This is a genomic window from Methylobacterium cerastii, assembly GCF_022179125.1.
Lineage (GTDB): Bacteria > Pseudomonadota > Alphaproteobacteria > Rhizobiales > Beijerinckiaceae > Methylobacterium > Methylobacterium cerastii.
The window spans coordinates 19336-40757 of sequence record NZ_BPQG01000052.1 but is presented as its reverse complement, the minus strand read 5'-3'; the positions used below and the strand labels follow the sequence as shown (position 1 = coordinate 40757).

22 protein-coding genes are annotated in these 21422 nt (G+C 70.7%); 14 read left to right on the top strand and 8 right to left on the bottom strand.

The features are described from left to right. Nucleotides 1-201: 201 nt before the first annotated feature. Nucleotides 202-1407, top strand: coding sequence for a homoserine O-acetyltransferase MetX (gene metX, locus MFF13_RS17090; RefSeq protein WP_147827831.1), 1206 nt, complete (start codon nt 202-204; stop codon nt 1405-1407). A 65-nt stretch (nt 1408-1472) separates the two neighbouring features. Then, nucleotides 1473-2114: a methionine biosynthesis protein MetW gene (gene metW, locus MFF13_RS17085; RefSeq protein WP_147750519.1), complete on the top strand. Its 642-nt coding sequence runs from the start codon at nt 1473-1475 to the stop codon at nt 2112-2114. Between the two features lie 83 nt (nt 2115-2197). On the opposite strand, the gene MFF13_RS17080 is transcribed toward metW, so the two are convergent. The 3 genes from MFF13_RS17080 to MFF13_RS17070 all read right to left on the bottom strand — a co-directional run bounded on the left by MFF13_RS17080 (nt 2198) and on the right by MFF13_RS17070 (nt 4233). Beyond that, nucleotides 2198-2683, bottom strand: coding sequence for an RES family NAD+ phosphorylase (locus MFF13_RS17080; RefSeq protein ID WP_373322569.1), 486 nt, complete (start codon nt 2681-2683; stop codon nt 2198-2200). Between the two features lie 15 nt (nt 2684-2698). Next, entirely contained in the window at nt 2699-3124 is a 426-nt protein-coding gene (locus MFF13_RS17075; RefSeq protein ID WP_238272578.1) for an antitoxin Xre-like helix-turn-helix domain-containing protein, read from the bottom strand. A 104-nt stretch (nt 3125-3228) separates the two neighbouring features. After that, on the bottom strand, nt 3229-4233 hold the full coding sequence (locus tag MFF13_RS17070; RefSeq protein ID WP_147750457.1) for an alpha/beta fold hydrolase: 1005 nt from the start codon (nt 4231-4233) through the stop codon (nt 3229-3231). Nucleotides 4234-4574: 341 nt separating this feature from the next. Between MFF13_RS17070 and MFF13_RS17065 the strand changes: the two genes are divergently transcribed. Next, nucleotides 4575-5894, top strand: coding sequence for an MFS transporter (locus MFF13_RS17065; RefSeq protein WP_238272600.1), 1320 nt, complete (start codon nt 4575-4577; stop codon nt 5892-5894). Nucleotides 5895-5957: 63 nt separating this feature from the next. Beyond that, entirely contained in the window at nt 5958-6755 is a 798-nt protein-coding gene (locus MFF13_RS17060; RefSeq protein ID WP_147832347.1) for an SDR family NAD(P)-dependent oxidoreductase, read from the top strand. Between the two features lie 112 nt (nt 6756-6867). Here MFF13_RS17060 and MFF13_RS17055 read toward each other — a convergent pair whose 3' ends face one another. Further along, on the bottom strand, nt 6868-7224 hold the full coding sequence (locus tag MFF13_RS17055; protein ID WP_147754595.1) for an SWIB/MDM2 domain-containing protein: 357 nt from the start codon (nt 7222-7224) through the stop codon (nt 6868-6870). A 216-nt stretch (nt 7225-7440) separates the two neighbouring features. Between MFF13_RS17055 and MFF13_RS26430 the strand changes: the two genes are divergently transcribed. The 3 genes from MFF13_RS26430 (at nt 7441) to MFF13_RS17045 (ending at nt 8747) form a co-directional block, all read left to right on the top strand. After that, nucleotides 7441-7563, top strand: coding sequence for a hypothetical protein (locus tag MFF13_RS26430; RefSeq protein ID WP_281407971.1), 123 nt, complete (start codon nt 7441-7443; stop codon nt 7561-7563). Between the two features lie 173 nt (nt 7564-7736). After that, complete coding sequence (locus tag MFF13_RS17050; protein ID WP_147762622.1) at nt 7737-8219, top strand: DUF2721 domain-containing protein; 483 nt, start codon at nt 7737-7739, stop codon at nt 8217-8219. A 90-nt stretch (nt 8220-8309) separates the two neighbouring features. Further along, the gene (locus tag MFF13_RS17045; RefSeq protein ID WP_238272577.1) at nt 8310-8747 is read left to right on the top strand and encodes a PRC-barrel domain-containing protein; all 438 of its coding nucleotides are present in this window, start codon (nt 8310-8312) and stop codon (nt 8745-8747) included. Between the two features lie 290 nt (nt 8748-9037). Here MFF13_RS17045 and MFF13_RS17040 read toward each other — a convergent pair whose 3' ends face one another. Next, a complete protein-coding gene (locus MFF13_RS17040; RefSeq protein ID WP_238272576.1) occupies nt 9038-9484 on the bottom strand; it encodes a hypothetical protein in 447 nt (148 codons plus the stop codon). Between the two features lie 341 nt (nt 9485-9825). On the opposite strand from MFF13_RS17040, the gene MFF13_RS17035 reads away from it, so the two are divergent. The 3 genes from MFF13_RS17035 (at nt 9826) to MFF13_RS17025 (ending at nt 13916) form a co-directional block, all read left to right on the top strand. Then, nucleotides 9826-10491: a PRC-barrel domain-containing protein gene (locus MFF13_RS17035; RefSeq protein ID WP_238272599.1), complete on the top strand. Its 666-nt coding sequence runs from the start codon at nt 9826-9828 to the stop codon at nt 10489-10491. Next, complete coding sequence (locus MFF13_RS17030; RefSeq protein ID WP_187273741.1) at nt 10488-11837, top strand: MFS transporter; 1350 nt, start codon at nt 10488-10490, stop codon at nt 11835-11837. Before MFF13_RS17035 ends, MFF13_RS17030 begins: the two co-directional genes overlap by 4 nt. Before the next feature lie 312 nt (nt 11838-12149). Beyond that, the gene (locus MFF13_RS17025; RefSeq protein WP_147831243.1) at nt 12150-13916 is read left to right on the top strand and encodes an ABC transporter ATP-binding protein; all 1767 of its coding nucleotides are present in this window, start codon (nt 12150-12152) and stop codon (nt 13914-13916) included. A 197-nt stretch (nt 13917-14113) separates the two neighbouring features. Here the strand turns inward: MFF13_RS17025 and MFF13_RS17020 are convergent, their stop codons facing one another. The 3 genes from MFF13_RS17020 to MFF13_RS17010 all read right to left on the bottom strand — a co-directional run bounded on the left by MFF13_RS17020 (nt 14114) and on the right by MFF13_RS17010 (nt 17193). Next, the gene (locus tag MFF13_RS17020) at nt 14114-14794 is read right to left on the bottom strand and encodes a glutathione S-transferase family protein (RefSeq protein ID WP_147831209.1); all 681 of its coding nucleotides are present in this window, start codon (nt 14792-14794) and stop codon (nt 14114-14116) included. A gap of 93 nt (nt 14795-14887) precedes the next feature. Beyond that, nucleotides 14888-16345, bottom strand: a complete 1458-nt coding sequence (locus MFF13_RS17015; protein ID WP_238272575.1) for a M48 family metalloprotease — start codon at nt 16343-16345, stop codon at nt 14888-14890. Between the two features lie 38 nt (nt 16346-16383). Further along, complete coding sequence (locus MFF13_RS17010) at nt 16384-17193, bottom strand: thermonuclease family protein (RefSeq protein WP_238272574.1); 810 nt, start codon at nt 17191-17193, stop codon at nt 16384-16386. A gap of 735 nt (nt 17194-17928) precedes the next feature. Here MFF13_RS17010 and MFF13_RS17005 point away from each other — a divergent pair. The 4 genes from MFF13_RS17005 to MFF13_RS16990 all read left to right on the top strand — a co-directional run bounded on the left by MFF13_RS17005 (nt 17929) and on the right by MFF13_RS16990 (nt 21377). Continuing rightward, the gene (locus MFF13_RS17005; protein WP_147750659.1) at nt 17929-19386 is read left to right on the top strand and encodes a helix-turn-helix transcriptional regulator; all 1458 of its coding nucleotides are present in this window, start codon (nt 17929-17931) and stop codon (nt 19384-19386) included. 398 nt (nt 19387-19784) lie between these two features. Further along, nucleotides 19785-20129, top strand: a complete 345-nt coding sequence (locus tag MFF13_RS17000) for a CsbD family protein (protein WP_147765095.1) — start codon at nt 19785-19787, stop codon at nt 20127-20129. Nucleotides 20130-20167: 38 nt separating this feature from the next. Then, nucleotides 20168-21076: a PhnA-like protein gene (locus MFF13_RS16995; protein WP_147831217.1), complete on the top strand. Its 909-nt coding sequence runs from the start codon at nt 20168-20170 to the stop codon at nt 21074-21076. A gap of 97 nt (nt 21077-21173) precedes the next feature. Next, nucleotides 21174-21377, top strand: a complete 204-nt coding sequence (locus MFF13_RS16990; RefSeq protein ID WP_147831219.1) for a CsbD family protein — start codon at nt 21174-21176, stop codon at nt 21375-21377. The last annotated feature ends 45 nt before the right edge of the window (nt 21378-21422 follow it).

Below are 21422 nucleotides of genomic sequence, written 5' to 3'. Positions count from 1 at the left end.
TACGGCCCGCCGCGCCGAAGGGCCAGCGTGCGCCCGCCGCAGGATCGACAACCGGCTGCGGATGAACGGGCCTGCCGGCCGCCCGCTTCGTTGACGCTCGACGGCGCGCACACTACCTCGGGTGTTGCGGCGGGCGCGGGAAGCCGACGATCTCGCAACCTTCGTCAGCGCCGCGCGCGGGAAGCCGTTTCCAGCAGCCTCATGGACAATCCCCTCGACCCGGCCCTCGCGGCCACCCCCGCGACGGAGCCGGAGACCCGCAGCCGCGAGCCGTCGCAGGCCCGCGACCCGGCGGGGCTCGTCGCCCGGTTCGAGGCCGACCGTCCGCTGACGATGGATTCGGGCGCCGAACTCGCACCGTTCCAGGTCGCCTACCAGACCGCGGGCACGCTCAACTCCGCGCGCACCAACGCGGTGCTGATCTGCCACGCGCTCACCGGCGACCAGCACTTCGCCCACCCGCACCCCGTCACCGGCAAGCCGGGCTGGTGGACGACCCTAGTCGGCCCGGGCAAGCCGATCGACACCGACCGCTACTTCGTCGTCTGCTCCAACGTGATCGGCTCGTGCATGGGCTCGACCGGGCCGGCCTCGATCGATCCGGGCACGGGCGCGGCCTACGGCCTCGACTTCCCGCTCGTCACCATCCGCGACATGGTCCGCGCGCAGGCGATGCTGCTCGACCATCTCGGCATCGACGACCTTTTCCTGTGCGTCGGCGGCTCGATGGGCGGGATGCAGGTGCTGCAATGGGCCTCGCTCTACCCGGAGCGGGTGTTCGCGGCGATGCCGATCGCCACCGGCGCGCGCCACTCGGCGCAGAACATCGCCTTCCACGAGGTCGGCCGGCAGGCGATCATGGCCGACCCCGCCTGGGCCGACGGGCGCTACCTCGAGGCCGGCACCCGGCCCTCGAAGGGCTTGGGCGTCGCGCGGATGGGCGCGCACATCACCTACCTCTCCGAACCGGCGCTCCACCGGAAGTTCGGCCGCCGCTTCCAGGGCGGCTCGGCGCCAACCTTCTCGTTCAACGCCGACTTCCAGATCGAGAGCTACCTGCGCCACCAGGGCCTCTCCTTCGTCGAGCGCTTCGACGCCAACGCCTACCTCTACCTCACGCGGGCGATGGACTATTTCGACCTCGCCGCCGACCATGGCGGCGTACTCGCCAACGCCTTCAAGGGCACCAAGACGCGGTTCTGCGTGGTCTCGTTCACCTCCGACTGGCTGTTCCCGACGGCCGATTCCCGCGCGATCGTCCACGCGCTGAACGCGGCCTCGGCCCCTGTCGCCTTCGTCGAGGTCGAGAGCGACAAGGGCCACGACGCCTTCCTCCTCGACGAGCCGATGCTGTTCTCGGCGGCCCGCGGCTTCGTCGACGCGGCCGCACGGGCGCGCGGGCTGTGAGCGGGCGCGACGACCTCGCCTTTGGCGACGCCGCCTCCGGCACGCCCTGGGAGGCGGCCAACGACCTGCCGCGCACGCCCGAATCCGGGGCTGCCCGCGTCGATCACCTCGTGGTCCTCGGCCTCGTGCCGCCGGGCGCCCGCGTCCTCGACATCGGCTGCGGCGACGGCTCGCTGCTGGCGCTGCTGCGCGACCGCCGCGGCGTCGACGGGCGCGGCATCGAGCTGTCGCGCGAGGGCGTGAACGCCTGCCTCGCCCGCGGCCTGCCGGTGATCCAGGGCGACGCCGACACGGATCTGGAAAACTACCCCGACGACGCGTTCGACGTGGTGGTCCTGTCCCAGACCATCCAGGCGACGCGCAACCCGCGCATCGTGCTGGAGCACCTGCTGCGCATCGGCCGGCAGGTGGTGATCTCGTTCCCGAACTTCGGGCATTGGCGGGTGCGGGCGGAGCTCGCCTTCCGCGGGCGGATGCCGATCACCAAGATCCTGCCTGAGGCCTGGTACGAGACCCCGAACATCCACCACTGCACCATGCGCGACTTCGTGGAGCTGTGCCACGCGGTCGACGCCCACATCGAGAAGGCGGCGGCGCTCGACGCCCGCGGCCGCCCGATGCGCTTTTCGATGCCGTGGTGGTTCTGGAACCTGATCGGCGCGCAGGGGGTGTTTTTGCTGCGGCGGGGTTCGCCCGGCAGAGCGTGAGCGGATGCAGGATGCCGGGTCCGCCGATCCTTCGGGTCGGTGGCCCGTCCACAGAGACCCGACATCCCGTGGTTGAGCGCAGATCAACGCGATGGAAACATACGTTGATCCCACCAGACCGGGCGATGTAGGCTGTATGCGATCCGATTGAATTCAGCGTGTCGCGGATTGATCAGAATGTTGTTCGCGACCCGCGCAACCACGCTGGGCACGAAGAGCAGGAGCGAACGCCCCTCGTGGAGCCATTCCTCGCCGTAGGCTTTCGATACCGCACAATCGGGATGATCCCACCCTGGAACGGCCGCCTGGTTCAGCTTCTCGTACGATAGGCCGACGGAGAGCGTGATCTCGACGAAGTGTTGGTTCGGCGGTAGCGCACCGCTTCCGTGAACGAGCTTCTCCAGTAGTACCGTCGCATAGTCTGCGGCGGCGTAGATCATCGGGCTTGCCGGCGTGTTCCAACGTCCGGGAAACAGGCCGGACCCGGTGGCATCGAAGATCGGATGGCTGCCGTCGGGATCACCGATGCGATAGGCCATCTGAACCTGACGGAGCGTCTGCCCCGTCACGCCTCCGAGCCGTATTTAAGGCGCCCGAGCACGGCCTCGACCCCGTGGGCCGCCGAACTCCGATTCTAGAACCACGTCGATCGGGGGCCGCCCTTCTAGAAGCGGATGCGGCCGATGCAGGAAGTCGCGGGCCGCGTCATCGTCCTTCCAGACCTCGCAAGCCATCTCCCAGACGCGCGCCACGCGGACGACCTTGGCGCCCTCCAGCGCGGAAAGCGTCGCATCGCCTGTCGATGCGGACCGCCGCCGATGCAGGGTCGCCCGCTTCACCAGATGAAAGGCAAAGGTCCGGTCGTCGGGCGCCACCGCGGTGGCGACGCGGGCGACGGCTCCGATCGGCAGGCCAGCATTGATTCGGGCGACCATTTCGGATTGCGGGATGGCGCCGGAAGCGTACGGCGCGATGCCGAGCAGATCGGCAAGAGCGGACTCGTTTTTCATCGGATGCTCCGAAACCAGATGACACCATAACAGGTCTCATTCGAGACTTTTGCCACCCGTAGCGCTTCAGATTCAGCTACTCGGGGCCGCGCCTCCCAGCGCCCTCAATGCGCATTCAAGAAATCCAGCATCGCCGCGTCGAACCGGTCGGTCGCCTCCATGTGGACGAGGTGGCCGATGCCCTCGAACACGATCGCCCGGCCGTTCGGCATCTTCGCCGCCAGCGCCGTCGCGTTGTCGGCGTTGCGGCCCATCTTGGCGGCGAGTTCCGGCGGCGCGAAGGGCTTTCCGGGCGCGTTGTGGTCGGCGCCGCCCATGATGAACAGCGTCGGCATCGGAAGCAGCGGGATCTCGTGCACCACCGGCTGGCCCCAGATCATCGTGTAGGAATTCACGAACGATTGCAGCCAGCGCGGATACTCGCCCGCCTCCTTCACCCGCTCGCGCACTGCGACGAAGGGCTCGATCGCGGCTTCCGGCAGGGACAGCGCGTAGCTCGTCATCAGCTGCCGGCGGTAGGCGGCCGCCGTCAGCTCGCCCTCGCGCTTGAGCAGGGTCTCGTTGCCGACCGGCGGCACGCTGTATCGGTAATCCTCGAGCCCGATCGGCGCTTCGAGGACGAGGCTGTTGACGCGCGCGGGCGCGTTGCGCGCCAGCCGCACCGCCAGCATCCCGCCCATCGAGTGGGCGACCACGTCGACCCGTGGCAGGTTGAGGCGGTCGAGCAGCGCGACGGTGTCGGCGGCCATCGCGTCGAAGGTGAACGGGCCGACCGGCTTCGAGGACTTGCCGAAGCCGAGCTGGTCCGGCGCCACCACGCGGTAGCCCGCTCCGGTCAGCGCCGCGATGACCGGGGCCCAGTAGCTCGCCGGAAAGTTGCGGCCGTGCAGCAGCAGGGCGGTACGGCCGTTGGCGGCGCCGGTCGGCGCCACGTCCATGTAGGCGAGGCGCTGGGCCTCGCCGTCGCGCGACAGGGCGAGGAAGCGCACCGGATACGGGTAGGCGAACCCTTCCAGCCCGATCCCGAGGGGAGTCGCATCCTGCGCGGCCGCCGCCATCGGCATCAGGGGAAGCAGGGCGAGCAGGAGGGCTGTGGTCCGTGTCGTCATCGGCATTTCGGGGCGTCCCTCGGATCGAAGCGAAGACCCGATGCCGTGTCGCGAAGGCGGAAAAGCGGCGCGCGCGGGAAGGGTCGCACCGCCATGTCACCGGCGCGCTGCTCGATCCTGCGTGAGGCCCCTATGTCCGAAGCGAGGCAGCGGATGCAGGCCGTCGAGGCCGGCGTCGCGAAGCGGGGTTATCGAGGATGACCGAGACGGCCGGATCGTCCGGACGACGCGAGGCCGGCGGCCCGGAGGACGGCCCGCCCCGTGACGGCGGTCCCGTCGGCCCGCCCCCGGCCCCCACCCAGGCGTCAGACGGGCTGCCGCCGCGCGAGCGCCTTCTGGCGATGGCGGCGGTGTCGCTCGCCATGACCATGGCGGTGCTCGATGGGGCGATCGTCAACGTGGCGCTGCCGGTGATGGCCAAGGACCTCGCCGTCGACCCGTCCGCGGCGATCTTCGTGGTCAACGGCTACCAGATCGCGGTGACGGCGGCGCTCCTGCCCTTCGCCTCGCTCGGCGACATCCTCGGCTACAAGCGCGTGTACCTCGCCGGGCTCACGGTGTTCGTGGCGGCCTCTCTCGCCTGCGCCTTCGCGCCGAGCCTCGGCTTCCTCGTCGCCGGGCGCCTCGCGCAGGGGCTGGGGGCCGCCGGCGTGATGAGCGTGAACATCGCGCTGGTGCGTTTCATCTACCCCCACCGGATGATCGGCCGCGGCGTCGGCAACGTCGCGCTCGTCGTCGCCGTCGCCTCGGCGGCCGGCCCGACGGTCGCCGCCGCGATCCTCTCGGTGGCGTCCTGGCCCTGGCTGTTCCTGGTCAACCTGCCGGTGGGCGGGCTCGCGCTCTTCGTCGCCTCGCGGACGCTGCCGGCGACGCCGCGCAGCGGCGCGCGGTTCGATGCGTTGAGCGCGGTGCTGAACGCGCTGACCTTCGGCCTGCTGATCGTCGGCGTCGATCGGCTCGGCGACCCCGCCGGGCGGATGGTCGCCTTCGCCGAGATCGGGGCGGCGATCGCGGTCGGCGCGGTGTTCGTGCTGTACCAGCTGCGCCTGCCGGCGCCGCTGCTGCCGGTGGACCTGCTGCGGATCCCGGCCTTCGCGCTGTCGATGGCGACCTCGATCGCCGCGTTCGCTGCGCAGATGAGCGCCTACATCGCCCTGCCCTTCTACTTCCAGGACGTGTTGCACCTCTCGGGCACGCAGACCGGCTTCCTGATGACGCCGTGGCCGATCGCGATCGCGGCGATGGCGCCGATCTCCGGACGGCTCGCCGACCGTTACCCGCCGGGCCTGCTCGGGGGCGTCGGCCTCGGTCTGATGGCGTCCGGCATCGCCGCGATGGCGCTGCTGCCGGCCGCGCCCGCGACCCTCGACGTCGTCTGGCGGCTGACGCTGTGCGGCCTCGGCTTCGGCCTGTTCCAGACCCCGAACAACAAGGTGATCATCACCTCGGCCCCGCGCGAGCGCAGCGGCGGCGCCAGCGGCATGCAGTCGACCGCCAGGCTCACCGGCCAGTCGCTGGGCGCGGCGATGGTGGCGGTGATCTTCGGGATCACCCACGGCGCCGGATCGGACCGGGCGGTCTCGGCGGCGTTGTGGTGCGCGGTGCTGCTCGCGCTGTTCGGCGGCTGCGCCAGCGTGCTGCGGCGGGGCAGGGCCGGGTAGGCTGCATGCCACCCGGGGCGCGGGGGCCGCGTTGACGGACATCCACAACAGGGATCGACCAGCATGGACATGAACCTGAAGGGCCGCAGCGCCCTCGTCACCGGCTCCACCGGCGGCATCGGCTACGGCATCGCCAAGGCGCTGCTCGAGCTGGGCGCCCGCGTCGGCATCAACGGGCGCACGGCCCAGCGCGTCGAGGCGGCGATCGCGCGACTGCGCGCGGAAAACCCGGCGGGCGAGCCCTTCGCGGCGGTCGGCGACGTGGCGACGGCCGAGGGCGTCGATGCGCTCGTGGCAGCGCTGCCGGACGTGGACATCCTGGTCAACAACACCGGGATCTTCGAGCCCAAGCCATTCTTCGAGATTCCGGACGCGGACTGGCAGCGCTTCTTCGACGTCAACGTGATGAGCGGCGTGCGGCTGTCGCGCGCCTACGCACCGGGGATGGTGGCGCGCGGCTGGGGCCGGGTGGTGTTCATCGCCAGCGAGTCCGGCATCAACATCCCGGTCGAGATGGTCCATTACGGGATGACGAAGACCGCGCAGCTCGCAGTCTCCCGCGGGCTCGCCGAGACGGTCTCCGGCACCGGCGTGACAGTCAACAGCGTGCTGCCCGGCCCGACCCTTTCGGAGGGCGTCGCCGAGTTCATGAAGCAGATGGCCAAGGGATCGGGCGAGGCCGACCTCGATGCGCTCGGCCGGAAGTTCGTCGCAGAGCACCGGCCGACGTCGCTGATCGGACGGCTAGCCAGCGTCGAGGAGGTGGCCAACATGGTGGCCTACGTCTGCAGCCCGGCAGCGAGCGCGACCAGCGGCGCGGCGCTCCGGGTGGATGGTGGCGTCCTGCGCAACATCGCGTAGCGGGCGGACGACGCGCGGGGCGGCGCGAGGCCGCCCCGTTCGGGCGCCCGCCGGCACGGGACGATCCGGGAACGAGGTCTCCGGACCGGGCCGAGGACGGGGCGCGACCGGCTCAGGCCTTCAGGTGGGCGGCGAGGTGCTTATTCATCTCGAACATGCTGCACTTGTCCTTGCCGAAGACCTTCTTGAGCTTGTCGTCGGCGAGGATCTCGCGCTTGTTCTCCGGGTTCTGGAGATTGTGCTTCTTGATGTATTCCCAGACCTTGCTGACGACCTCGCCGCGCGGGATCGGGTTGGTGCCGACGATGGCGCCGAGGTCGGCCGAGGGCTTCAGCGGCTGCTGCAGGGCGTTGGGCTTCGCGCCGGCGGCGGCCTTGGTCGCCTTGGGGGCCGCGGCCTTCGCGGGCTTGGCATCCTTGGTCTCTTTCGCCGCCTTCGGAGCGGCCTTTTCCGTCGTCTTGGTTGCCATGGGGGTTCCTCCGGTTCTCGCTGCGAGCGTGAACGTGACATCCCCGCAGCAGGGGGTAGCCTAGCAGCAAGAACTAAGGGCTAGCGCTGCCGTTCCAAGGGAAAACAGGAACAGTTCCCGTTATCATCCACAGGGTGTGACGCCAGCGGGCACACGTGGCGCCGGATTTCGCGCGGCGAAACCCTTTCTTCACCGGATCGGAAGACAGATCCGAGGATGGTCAGCACCGCCCTCGCCCTCGCCTTCGTGTCCGCGTTCGCCCTGGTCCTCTGCCTCGGGCTCGGCATCGCGTCCGAGCCGAATGCTTGCGAGCGACCGCCCGGCGCCGGGCTGGTCTGAGGTCGGACGCCCGCCCCGCATCGAAGACTTGGGATCGACGTCTTGCGCGCAGGCGCGTCCTTCGCCTTGCACGCAAGACGCGATCCGGGCGAACCGGCCGGCCGCCCGGACGTTTCAGGCGGCGGAGGACGGCCCTCCCCGCCTTCGTCCTCCCGCCGCGGAACGCCCCTTCCATGTCGAGCCTCGAGCCGAACACCCTCGACGGCATCGCGCACATCATCCAGGTGGCGCTGACGCCGGTGTTCCTGCTGTCCGGGGTCGCGACCCTGCTCAACGTCTTCGGCGCCCGCCTCGCCCGCGTCTCGGACCAGGCCGAGCGGGTCTCAGGCCTGCTCGCCGGCGCGACCGAGACGGAGCGCCTGCGCCTCGACCACCGGCTCGACCGCCTGCGGCTGCGCGCGCTGCTGCTCGACGCGGCGGTGGTGCTGGCGGCGCTCTCGGGCGTCTCGACCTGCGGCGCCGTCCTCACGCTCTTCGTCGGCGCGCTCCGCGACGCCACCGTGGCCGGCGTGCTGTTCGCGCTGTTCGGCGCGGCGATCCTGTGCACGCTCCTGGCCCTGGTCGCCTTCGGCGCCGAGATGCTGTTTGCCAGCCGCGGCGTCCGCAACCGGGTCGCCCTGCGCCGGGCCGAGGCGGAAGCCGGGCCAGAAGGCTGAGACGCGGCGGAACCCATCGCGAATCCGGGCTTTCCTAGGCCGACGCCCGGATCACCGGGCGACCCAGTCCTTGCGATAAGGGAGATCGCGATGCCGACGGAACTTCCCAACGAGCGCAGCATCCGCAAGCCCGGCTCGATGGAGCTCGACTCCTCCGGCGAGGGCGTGGCCATCGACGAGACCGTCCGGCTGATCGCCTCGAACAAGGTCGAGGGCACGGCGGTCTACGACGCGGCCGGCAAGCACCTCGGAACGGTGCACAACTTCATGGTCGACAAGGTCTCGGGCCAGGTCGCCTACGCGGTGCTCGCGTTCGGCGGCTTCCTTGGCCTCGGCGAGAACCACCACCCGCTGCCGTGGAAGGCGCTGACCTACAGCGTCGAACTAAGCGGCTACGTGGTCGACATCGACCCGGCGACGCTCGCCGGCGCGCCGAGCCACGGCCCGGGCGAGGACGGCTTCGCCGACCCGGCCTATGGCGGCCGGCTCGACGACTATTACGGCCCGCGGCTGACGGCGGCCGTCTAGAACGTGACGGGTTAAAGCATTCTCCGTGATCTCTGGATCACGGAGAATGCTCTAACCTGCTGTTTGGTCGTATTTTCTTCACGCGAGCCGGCATCCACCTCGCTTGAAAATGCTCTAACAGGCTGCTGAAAAAGTCCCGAGATGGAGAAAGACGTTCTCCTGCCGCAGGCACTCGCGGGCCGAGCCCCCACGATCGAGAACCGTCGAGACGCGAGAACCGCCCCATTCTCTAACAAATGGTGTGATTCGGAGATGATTGTTCTACCTCGCCCGACTTTTTCAGCAGCCTGCTAGAACTTGCCACCGAGGCCGACGCCACCGCCCGGGGTCAGGGCCGGCGCCATCGAGCTCGACGAACCGCCGGCGGTCGGCTCTCCGTCGATCTCGTCGCGGCGGATGCGGCGCGGGCCATCGTTGGCCGCGCGCGCCTCGTTGCGCTTGTCGCGGGGCAGGTCGAGGGTCCGGGTCGGGGCGGTCGCCAGCGGGCGGCCGTCGGCGTCGACGTTGGCCATGCGTGCCTCGCGGCCCGGCAGGGCGCTGCGCAGCGACGGCGGCGGGCCGACCTCGGCCGCCGGCATCACGCCGCCGCCGCCGCCCAGCGCACCGCCGAGCGCTTGGCACCCGGCCAGGGCCGCGCCGAGGGAGAGCGCGGCGGCCGTCAGGGCGAGCGGGCGGCGCAGGCGCAGCGCGCCGGTCGTGACGGACGAAATTGCGGCAGACGAGATCCGGGCAGACATGGGCGGTGCGGTCCTGTTTCCTCGTGGCGGCCGGTCTCGAACCGGGCCGCCGTGACGGGGTTGACGGCCTGTCTACGATGCAGATTGGGCGAAAACCAGACGCCGCCGCGTCCGCCGCGGGACGGCTCGTGAGCCGCAGGCGCGGCCGAGGCGAGGGCGAACGGCCCGAAACATGCGGGTCCGCCCGCGGATCGCGATTCACAACTTCGCCTTGGTCGAACGGCATGCGAAGGTCGTGCTCCCGCAGCCCGTGACGACCCGGTGGACAGATCCCCGCCGCGCCACGGCCGCGCCGCGCCGACGCCAGCACTTGAGGACCTTGCGTGACCACATCGATCCGGATGATCGCGACCGCGACGATCACCCTTTGGACCGCCCCCTTCGGGAGCGCGTCCGCCATCGCGCAGACGCCCGCCCCCCAGGCCGCGCCGGCCGCCGGCGAGGCGCCCCCCGCGACGCCGGCCCTGCCGCCTGTCGCCCCGGCCGCACCGCCGGTCGCCCCGGTTGCGCCGCCCCAGGCGCAGCAACAGGGCACGCCCGCCACCGTACTCGACACCCAGGATTACGAGAGCGTGCTCGGGAAGAGCGTGCGCAGCGCCAACGGCGACGAGCTCGGGCGGATCATCGATCTGATCATCGACAAGGACGGGCGCCCGCGCGCGGCGATCATCGATTTCGGCGGCTTCCTCGGCGTCGGCTCGCGCAAGATCGCCGTCGACTGGCGCGCCCTGCGCTTCACCTCCGACGGCAAGGTCGGGCGGCTGTCGCTGCAGCTGAGCCGCAACCAGGTCCGCGTCTCGCCCGAGTACAAGGCCGGCGAGCCGATCGTGGTCCTCGGCCCGGCGAGCCCCGGCCCCGAGGGCGAGCAGGCGACCGCGCCGGCCGCGGCTCCGCCTACCGTCACGCCGACGCCCGCACCGAGTGCGGCCCCCGCGCCGCCGCCCGCGGCCGCCCCTGCGCCGAAGCCGGCCGACAAGCCGGCCTCGGAGAAGGTGCCCGATAAGTGACGGTGGCCCGTCCGAAGGACCGGCGCGTCATCCCCCCCCGCGAGGCGCAGCGCCAGCCGAGGCTCGACCACGAGATCCGCGCCCGGCCCGTCCGGCTGCGCGAGGCGGCCGTCGAGCCGGCGCCCGCGGCCTCCGGTGCGGACGGCCTGTCGCGGGCGAGCCGGCGCGGCCTCGACCTCTTCGCCTTCTTCGTCGCCAACCTGCAGACCGGGTTCGGGCCGTTTCTGGCGGTGTACTTCACGCAATCGAAGTGGACCCAGTCCGACATAGGCTTCGCGCTCACCGTCGGCAGCCTCGTCAGCCTGCTCGGCCAGGTGCCCGGCGGCGCCTTCGTCGACGCGATGCGCTCGAAGCGCTTCGCCGCCGGCGTCTCGGTGGCTGCGATCTCGGCGAGCGCGCTGGCACTAGCCCTGTGGCCGAACTTCCTGATCGTCCTTTTGGCGATGGCGGTTCATTCCGCGGCGAGCTGCATTCTGACGCCTGCGATCGCCGCGATCAGCATCGGCCTCGTCGGCCATGCCCACGCCGGCGAGCGCCTCGGGCGCAACGCCAGCTTCCAGGCGATGGGCAACGCGGTCGCGGCTGCCGGCATGGGCGCCTGCGGGTACTACCTGTCGAACGACGCGGTGTTCTATCTCACCGCCGCCCTGGTGGTGCCGACGATCATGGCGCTCTCCGCCATCCGTGCCGAGGAGATCGATGCCGGCGTGCGCACGCAGGAACCCGAGGCACGCCCCGCGGACGCCGCTTCCGGCGGCGTGCGGGCGCTGCTCACCAACCGCGCGCTTCTCAGCTTCGCCGCCTGCATGACGCTGTTCTTCCTGGCCAACGCCGCGATGCTGCCGCTCGTCGGCAGCGTGCTGACCCTGCGGGCGAGCGAGACCGCGACCGCGCTGGTGGCCGCCTGCATCATGGTCCCGCAGGCGGTGCTGGCGGTGCTGGCCCCCGCCGTCGGCCGCGCGGCCGAGCGCTTCGGCCGCTACCCGGTGCTGCTCGCGGGCTTCGCCGCGCTTCCCATTCGCGGCCTGCTCTTCGCCTACACAGACAACCCGTACCTGCTGGTGGCGATCCAGGTGTTCGACGGCGTCTCGGCCGCGGTTCTCGGGGTCATGGTGCCGCTCGTGGTCTCCGACCTCACCCGCGGCACCGGCCGCTTCAACCTCGCATTGGGCGCCGTCGGCACCGCCATGGGGATCGGTGCCGCGCTGTCGACCTCGCTCGCGGGGATCCTCGCCGACCGGCTCGGCAGCCACACCGCCTTCCTCGGGCTCGCAGTGGTGGGCGCCGCCGCCTTCGCGCTGGTGGCGCTGATCATGCCCGAGACCCGGCGCGAGGCGGCGCGATGAGGGTCGATGCGTGGGGCGCAACGGCGTCCGGCACCGGATTCGCATGCCGGTCAAACGCCGTTCAGGTTCGCGGGATAAAAGCGCGGCGTAGGTTGGGGCTCACGCAACGGTCGACGAGGCTGTTGCGTTGCCCCGCCGGCGCTGATTTTTATTCGCGTCTCGTCGCCGTGCCGTCCGCCAACGCGTACACCGTGTCGCCCGCCCCTCCGTTCGCACCCTTCTCCATTGCTTCGTTCGCACGCTTGTCCGCCCCTTCGCCCCTCCCCGTTCCGCCGGCCCTCCGCGTCGCCTGAAATCGAGATGCTCATCGCGATGGAAGACCTCTGCCAATACGCCGACCGGCCCTTCGCCTTCGTCGGCCGCTACCTCCGGCGCCGGGCCCTGCCGCACGCCGTGATCTTGGTCGCGGTGCTCGGCGCCGTCGGGTTCTCGGTCTCGACCGACTACGCGCTGAAGGGCGTCGTCGACGCGCTGAGCAAGGGACCCGACGCGCACCTGATCTGGGGGGCGCTCGCGATCCTCATCGCCTTCATCGCCGCCGACAACATGCTCTGGCGCGTGGCCTCGCTCGTCGGGTCCTTCACCTTCGTCGGCGTCACCGGCGACATCCGCCGCGACCTGTTCCGGCACATGACCGGGCATTCGCCGAGCTTCTTCGCCGACCGGCAGCCGGGTACCCTGGCCTCGCGCATCACCGCGACCTCGAACGCGATCTTCACGGTCGAGAACATGTTCGTGTTCAACGTGATGCCGCCCTGCGTCGCGGCCTTCGGCTCGATCCTCTACATCGGTAGCGTCAACCTCACGATGGCGCTCGTGCTGGCCGGCATCTTCGCCGCCGTCGTGGTGCTGATGTTCAAGATGGCGGCGGCCGGAAAGCCGCTGCACCACGACTTCGCCTCCAAGGCCGCCAGCGTCGACGGCGAGATGGTGGACCTCGTCGGCAACATGCCGCTGGTCCGCGCCTTCTCGGCGTTCAAGCGCGAGGGCGTGCGCTTCGAGGGCACCATCGCCAAGGAGATGCGCGCTCGTCGCTCCTCGCTGCTCTACCTCGAGAAGCTCCGGATCGTGCACGCGGTCCTCACCGTGCTCGCCGTGCTCGGCCTGCTCTACTGGGCGATCACCATGTGGGAGGCGGGCCAGGCGACCAACGGCCAGGTGGTGCTCGTCTGCACCCTCGGCATCCGCATCCTCGCCGCCACCCGCGACCTCGCCGTGGCGCTGGTCGACGCGACCCAGCACACCGCCCGCCTCTCGGAGGCGCTGCACACCCTGCTGCAGCCGCACGACCTGATCGACCATCCCGAGGCCGTGCCGCTCTCAGGGTCCGGCGCGCGCATCGAGTTCCAGCACGTCGCCTTCGCCTACCCGGACGGGCGCTCGGTCTTCACCGACTTCGACCTCGTGCTCGAGCCCGGCCAGCGCGTCGGCCTCGTCGGCAAGTCGGGCGGCGGCAAGTCGACCCTGTTCTCGCTGATCCAGCGCTTCTACGAGGCCAAGGGCGGCAAGATCCTGATCAACGGGCACGACATCGACCGGGTGACGCAGGAATCTCTGCGCGAGGCGATCACGGTCGTGCCGCAGGACGTGTCGATGTTCCACCGCACGCTTCGCGAGAACATCCGCTACGGCCGGCCGGAAGCCTCGGACGAGGACGTGTGGAAGGCGGCCGACGCCGCCCACTGCACCGACTTCATCAACGCCCTGCCGGAGGGCTTCGACACCATCGTCGGCGACCGCGGCGTCAAGCTCTCGGGCGGCCAGCGCCAGCGCATCGCGATCGCCCGCGCCATCCTCAAGGACTCGCCGATCCTGCTCCTCGACGAGGCGACCTCGGCGCTCGACGCCGAATCGGAGGAGGCGATCCGCCATGCGCTCGCCAACCTGATGAAGGGCCGCACCGTCATCGCGATCGCCCACCGGCTCTCGACCCTGAAGGACTTCGACCGGATCGTGGTTCTCGAGGGCGGTCGCATCATCCAGGACGGCTCGCCGGACAAGCTCACCCATCTCGACGGGTTCTATCGCGAGCTGATGAAGAAGGAATCGATGTCGATGGGCGCGTTGGTGGCGGCGTAGCCCCGTCACCCCGTCGCCTGTCGGGGCGCATCGATCAGACGAGCCCATTCACCCCGCGACCTCATCCTGAGGCGCCGCAGCGAAGCGAAGGCCTCGAAGGAGCCTTCCAGACTTCACCGCGATCCCTGGCCCCCTCCTTCGAGGCCCGCCGGGGCGGGCACCTCAGGATGAGGGCGAGGTCAGGATAAGGTTTTTCCTCAGATCACCTTCATCGACCGGAACATGAAGCGCCGGGCCTCGTCGTCGAGTTCGGCCTTGAACGCGTGGCGGCCCTTGAGGCTTTCCGCCTTCTGCGCAGCGGGGCGGGCGCTTACCGTGTCGAGCAGCCGTTTCACGTTGGGGAATTCGAGGATCGCGTCCTCGCCGAGGATGAAGGGCAGCATCCGCGCCCAGCCCCACACCGCCATGTCGACGATGCCGTACTCGGCCAGCACGAAGCTGCGGCCGGAAAGATGCGCGTCGAGCACGCTCCAATGGCGCCGCGCCTCGAACACGTAGCGCTCGGCGGCGTAGCCCGTCCGCTCGGCCTCGGGGGCGAAGTGACGGAAGTGCACGCACTGGCCCGAGAACGGCCCGATGCCGGTGGCGACGAACATCAGCCACGACAGCATCTCGCCCCGCGCCGCCTCGCCGTGTGGCAGGAAAGCCCCGGCCTTCTCGGCCAGATGCAGCAGGATCGCGTTCGAATCGAACACCGTCGCGTCGCCGTCGACGAGTGCGGGCACTTTCGCGTTCGGGTTGATCGCGGCGTAGGTCTCCGCGAACTGCTCGCCCCGGCGGGTGTCGATCGGAATTGGTTCGTAGGCGAGGCCGGTCTCCTCCAGGCAGAGGGCGACCTTCATCGGGTTCGGCGAGAGGTTGTAGTAGAAGCGGATCATGGCGTGCGCGTCCTGCATGTGGCCCCGACCGGGGCTTCGCGCGAAGGGCGTATCGGTTGCAAGGCCTCGACGCCCCGATCGGCGCGCGCCCGCCTACTCCACCACCACCTTGTAGCTCTGGCCCGGTTTCAGCGGCACCCCGCGCTCGAGGCCGTTGAGCACCAGGAACCGATCCAGCGCCCTGTCGGGCACCGCCATGCGGCGGGCGAGGTCCTCGGCGCTCGAAGACGCGGCGGCGACGACCTGCAGGCGCAGGGGCTTCAGCGAGGCGGTCTCGGCGGCGGAGACCGAAGCGAGGCTCGCGGTCCAGCGGCGGAAGGCCGGGTCGGGGTCGGTCGCGCCTTTGGCCGCCATGATCAGGCGGAAGGTGGTCTCGCCGACGCGGATCGCGGCGAGCCGGAAGGTCCAGTCCTTGCCACGCGACAGGGCGGTCGCCGCCGGGTGGCCGGCGATCGGCGCCACCTCGATCGAGGCCGGGTCGATCGCGTCGTTCCACGTCGCCTTGAGGATGGCGTCGAGGCCCTGGCCGTCCTTGGCCTCGACCTGGTCGAACAGCAGGCGCCGGCTGCCCTCGTTGGTGGTGCCGAGCACCGCGTTGCGGGTGTTCTCGATCGAGAAGCCGTCTGGAACCTCGAAGGCGATGCCGAGGCTCGGATGCACGAAGCGGTGCCCGCGCACCGCGCCCTCGCCGGGGTTGTCGCCGTAGGCGAGACCGTCGACCGCCGCGAGGTGGACGGCCCGGTCGTCGACGCCGATGCCGGGCGCGCCGGTGCGCCGCGCGGCGCGGGTGACGAGGCCGATGCGCTCGGTGGTGCCCGGATGGGTCGCGAGCATGTCGGGCTCGGCCGCGGTGCCGCCGCCGGCCTTCAGCGCCAGCGTCCGGTTGAGCGCCGTGAGGAAGCGGCCGGCGCCGTAGGGGTCGTAGCCGGCCTTCGCCAGCGTGCGCACACCGGCGGCGTCGGCCTCCAGCTCCTGCTCGCGGGAGAAGCGGGCGAGGGCGAAGCGCGACTGGCTCTGCAGCTGCGCGCCGGTGGCGGGATCGTTCAGCACGTCGGCGACCACGCGGCTGACGAGCTGCGAGCGCAGCTCGAGTTCGGTCCGCGCGGTCGCGTGGTTCAGCGTCACGTGCGCGATCTCGTGGGCGAGCACCGCCGCGATCTCCGAGGTGTCGCTCGCCAGCGCCACCAGGCCGCGGGTGACGTAGAGGCGGCCGCTCGGCAGGGCGAAGGCGTTGACCACGGGCGAATCGAGCAGCGTCACCACGTAGGTCTGATCGGGCCGGTCGCTCGCCGCGACGAGGCGGTCGGTCACCTCGGTGAGCAGGCGCAGGGTCGCGGGCGCACGGTATTCCCCGCCGAAGGAGGCGACGAGCTTGGTGTGGTCGGCATCGGTGACGTTGGCCGGCCGGCCGGTGGTGCGCGGCGCCTCCGGCGGCACGGCGACGACGGCAGGGACCAGCACCGAGCCGGTCTGCTCGCCGGCGCAGGCCGAGAGCGCGAGCAGCAGCGCGAGCGCCAGCGGCCGGCGCGCCGCCGCTCCGCCCCGCCGCATCTCCGTTCTGCCCTGCGTCCTGCCGTCCATCATGCCGTTCAGCGCCGCAGCGCCCGCTCCCCGTCCACGCCGGCGACCGCCGTCGGCGCCTCCAGCACTTCGATCGTCTCCGGCACCGCGACCTCGAGGGTCGGCCCACGACGGATCTCGACGACCCCGCGCACCCGCACCCGCGCATCCTTGAGCCGATCCGCACTCAAACCATGTTCGCGCATCCTGCGCCAAGTGCGTTTCGACACTGTGACCGTGAGCCCATCCTCGCCCCGCCCCGCGAAGTCGAGGTAGCTCCGGCTCGGGCGTTCGCCGACGTGGCGGATCGTGCCCTGGACCACCGCGAACCGGCCCGCCGCCGCCCGCAGGGCCGCACCGTCCCCGGCCTCGATCGGCGGATGGCGCCAGAGCCCGAGCCCGGCGCGCCGCGCGGTCTCCTCGACCGCGAGCAGTCCCGGGCGGCACAGGGCGTCGCCCTCGCCGGCGTCCACCAAACCCAACCCCGCGCCGACGAGGTCGCCGGCGAGGTCGATCCCGTCATCCTCCGCCACCGCGTCGATCCGCACGCGTCCCCAGCGGTCGGCCTCGCCGCGGGCGACGACGGTGAGCGTGCCGCCGCGCCGAGCCGTCAGCCGGTCGGCCGCGGCTTTGGCGACCTCCGGGTCGTCGGGCCAGCGCAGGGACCCGAGCACCGCACGGGCGCCGGAGGCGAGCACGAGCTCGCCGCGGGGCTCGACCGCGGACAGGGTGTCGGCCCGCGCCGCCCCCGCTACGCATTCGCCAGCCCCGGATCGCGGTGCCGCCGAGGCGCAGGAGCGGGCGCCGAGGATCGTGGCGCAGGCCACGCCCACGAGCATCCGCCCCGTCCTTCCCATCGCCCCGCCTCCCGCGCCCCAATCGGAACACCGCGAATCCCTAAGGACAGCATGCCCCGGATCGGGCCGCTCCGCCCAGCGCAGGCTGGCAACAGGTCGGCCGCTTTGGGTTCCGGGTGGACTCGCGCTGCGACGATGGTACAAACGATCGGTACGTCTCCGTAGCTCAGCTGGACAGAGCACAGGTTTCCTAAACGCAAATTGGGCGCCGCATCGGGAAACCGCGCGGCGGATCCGCTCAAATTCGGGGAACGCTTCCGGTCCCGGCGATTCAGGTCGCCGGAACCCTGCCGATCCCGAGCCAAGCCCGCGCAGTGCCATGCACGGGAAGGTGTAGAGACTAGACGGGCGGCACCTAAGGGCGCCTTCGGGCGCCTACGGCGAAGGGATAGTCCAGGCCACGAACGCGGGCACCCGCCCGCGGCGGCGAAAGCCGAAGTGGTATGAAACCTGGGGTCGCAGGTTCGAGCCCTGCCGGGGACGCCACATCTCTCATCGCTGCGGAATGCGGCCGAGCGGCGGGGCCTGGAAGCGCATGCGTCCACCCAACTTGAACGCCGTTCCGGTCCTGAGCCGGCTGCACCAGCGATCAAGACTACGGTGACGGGACGATCGTACCAGTGAAATCGACGGGAAGTGGGAACCAGTTGCTCGCGCAACGGTTGCCGCCGGGATCGTCCACCCTGGGACGATCCTTTCCCAGGACCACACCCACCCGTGACCGCGAGCGTCGACAGATCGGAACTCCGGCAGATCATCGCCGGCCTGACCGAAGGGGTGATCCTCGTCGAGCCCGACCAGAGCATCGTCTGGGCGAACGACGCGGCGCTCGCCATGCACGGCGCCGAAAACCTCGCCGAGCTCGGCGAGACGGTCGATGCGTATCGCGCCCGGTTCTCCCTGCGCTACCGCAACAACCGTCTGCCGGAGCAATACCCGATCGAGCGCGTGGTGCGCGGCGAGACCTTCCACGACGTCATCGTCGACGTGAAGCGCACCGACAAGCCGGACGTGGACTTCGTCCACTCGCTCCGCAGCATTGTGGTGACGGACGCCTCCGGCACGCCGAGCTGCCTCGCCCTGATCCTCCAGAACGTAACCCCGCAATTCGAGGCGGAGGAGCGGTTCGAGAAGACCTTCAACGCCAACCCGGCGCCGGCCGTGATCTGCCGGCTGTCGGACCTGCGCCACGTCAAGGTGAACGTCGGCTTCCTCGAGATGACCGGCTACACCCGTGACGCCGTGATCGGCCGCAGCGTCTACGAGGTCGACGTGCTGGCCGGGGCGCGCAGCCGCGACCTCGCGATCTCCCGCCTCAACGAAGGCGCCACCATCCCGCAGATGGAGGCCTGCCTCGAGCTGCCGGATGGCGGCACCCGCTTCGTCATCGTCGCCGGGCAGCCGATGGAGCTCGGCGACGAGCCGTGCATGCTGTTCAGTTTCGCCGACCTGGAGCTGCGCAAGAAGGCCGAGACGGCACTCCGCCAGAGCGAGGAGCGCTTCGCCAAGGCGTTCCAGCTGACGCCCGTGCCGACCATGCTGTGCCGGGCCGAGGGCTTCGCCATCACCGGCGTGAACGAGGCCTTCACCCGCGTCTTCGGCTACGGGCAGGACCGAGTGGTGGGCCGCACGCCCGACGAGATCGGCCTCTGGACGAAGGATGCGGCCCGCCTGCGCTTCGAAGGCGCCGTGATGCGTACCGGCTTCGTGCTCGGGCTCGAGACCTGCCTGCACGCGGAAAGCGCCGGCGACCTCGATTGCCTCGTCTCCGCCGAGCGCGTCACCATCAACGACGAGGCGTTCGTCCTGGCGGTGCTGCAGGACATCACCGACCGCAAGCGCTCCGAGCGCGACCTGTTCGAGGCGATCGAGGCGGTGATGGCCGACACGTCCTGGTTCAGCCGCGGGCTGATCGAGAAGCTCGCGAGCCTGCGTCATCCGGGGGCGGAGACCGCCGAGGACCCGACCCTCAGCCTGACCGTGCGCGAGCGGCAGATGCTCGGCCTCGTCTGCGCGGGGTTGAGCGACGACACCATCGCCAAGCGACTGAACCTGTCGCGCAACACCGTCCGCAACCACACCGCCGCGCTCTACCGCAAGCTCGGCCTGCACAAGCGCTCCGAGGTGATCGTATGGGCGCGGGAGCACAACCTGCCGGCAACGATCCCGAAATGAATAAATCAGAATACCAGTACTTTCGTACCATTGCCTCCGGAGGTGACGCCACCATCTCCAAGGTGACCCGAAGCTGAGGCCAAGCTCGGTCAAAGAGCACCGGAAGGGCACCCCACCAAGCGCAACGACAGTACGGCACCGGAGCAAGAACAGCGCGGGCCGAAACCGTCCCCTCGAACCTGTGCGGATCACGCCGCGCGTTCGATCGGACGGGATCGTGCCCAGCGAAACCAACGCACCCAGAACCGCAGGTCCGGCCCGAACGCGGGCAGAACCGCGCGGGCCACACCGAACCTCGTTTTTCGAAGTCCGACGCGAAGCCCGGGTCCACGCGCATGTCGTAGCCCGGGCGACGCGCCGCACACGTCTCCACACCCTCTCAGAACAGGACGGACATCATGGTCGATACGGATCGCGTCACCGGCGCAGCGAAAGAGTTCGTCGGCAGGGCACAGGGCGCCGTCGGCGACCTCGTCGGGTCGCGCAACGACTCGGTCGAAGGCCGCTTTCGCGAAGCGCAAGGCTCGGCCGAGAACCTCTACGGCCAAGCCAAGGACGCCGTCCGGAACGTCGCCGACGACGCCGCGGACTACGCCGAGGACGCCTACGAGAACGGCGGCCACTACCTGCGCCAGGGCCGTCGGGCCGTGAGCCACCAGGTCGAGGAGAGCCCCTTCGTCGCCCTGATGATCGCCGGCGCCGTCGGCTACGGCCTCGCCCTCCTCATCCATTCCCGCCGCTGACACCCGTCCTCGTCGCGTCTAGTCTTTCGGAGTCCATCGTGGCCACAACCTCCACCATCCCCACCGCACCCTCGGCGAGCGCCGTCTCGACCGTCCACCTGCACCAGGCCTCCTGGGGCGCGATCTTCGCCGGCGCCGTCCTGGCGCTGGTCGCCCAGGTGATCCTGAACATGGTCGGCGTCGGCATCGGCCTGTCCAGCGTCGGCGGTCCCGCCGCCGACAACCCCGCCGCCTCGACCCTGTCGATGGGCGCCGGCCTCTGGTTCGTCGGGTCCGGCATCGTCGCCGCCCTCGTCGGCGGCTTCCTCGCCGGCCGCCTTTCGGGCAAGCCGGTCGCCGCCACCGCCGGCTATCACGGCCTGGTGTCGTGGGCGGTGAGCACCCTCGTCGTGCTCTACCTGCTCACCTCCGCCGTCGGCGGGATCGTCGGCGGCGCGTTCGGCGCGGTGACCAGCACGCTGGGCGGCGCCGGCTCGCTCGTCGGCGGCACCGTGCAGACCGCGGCCCAGGCGGCTGCGCCCTCGCTGTCCAAGATCTCGAACCCGCTCGACGGGATCGAGAACACCGTCCGCCAGCAGGCGGCCGGCCAGGACCCGCAGGCGCTCCGCGACGCCGCCGCCTCCGCCGTCCGCGCCCTGCTCTCGGGCGACCCGGCCCAGAAGGCCCAGGCCGAGAACCGCGCCGCCGACGCGCTGGCCAAGGCCCAGGGCATTCCGGCCGACCAGGCCAAGGCGCAGATCCAGGACTACGAGAAGCAGTACGACGCCGCCGTCGCCGACGCCAAGCAGAAGGCCAAGGTCGCCGCCGAGGCCACCCGCAGCGCCGCCACCCAGGGCGCGTTCTACGGCGCCCTGGCGCTGATCCTCGGCGCGCTCGCCGGCTTCCTCGGCGGCCGCTTCGGCGCCGTCGGCCCGGCTGTCGCCTACGGCACCACCCGCCGCGCCTGATCCCCACCTCGCCCCTTCGGCCCCGGTACGCCGGGGCCGGCATCCCGCCGGTCGGATCGGGCCGGTTTCCGATCGACCCAAGACAGGAGCACGTTCGATGAGCAGCACCACCGACAAGATCAAGGGCCTGGCCAACGAGGCCGTCGGCAACGTCAAGCAGGGCGTCGGCAACGTCACCGGCAACGACAAGCTCGTGGCCGAAGGCAAGGCGCAGGAGCTGAAGGGCGAAGCCCAGAAGATCGTCGGCGACGCCAAGGACGGCGCCCAGAACCTCGCCGACAAGGTGAAGAGCAAGTTCTGATCACCGCGCGCGTCCCCGCGACGCGCCCGACCCGATGTGGCGGGA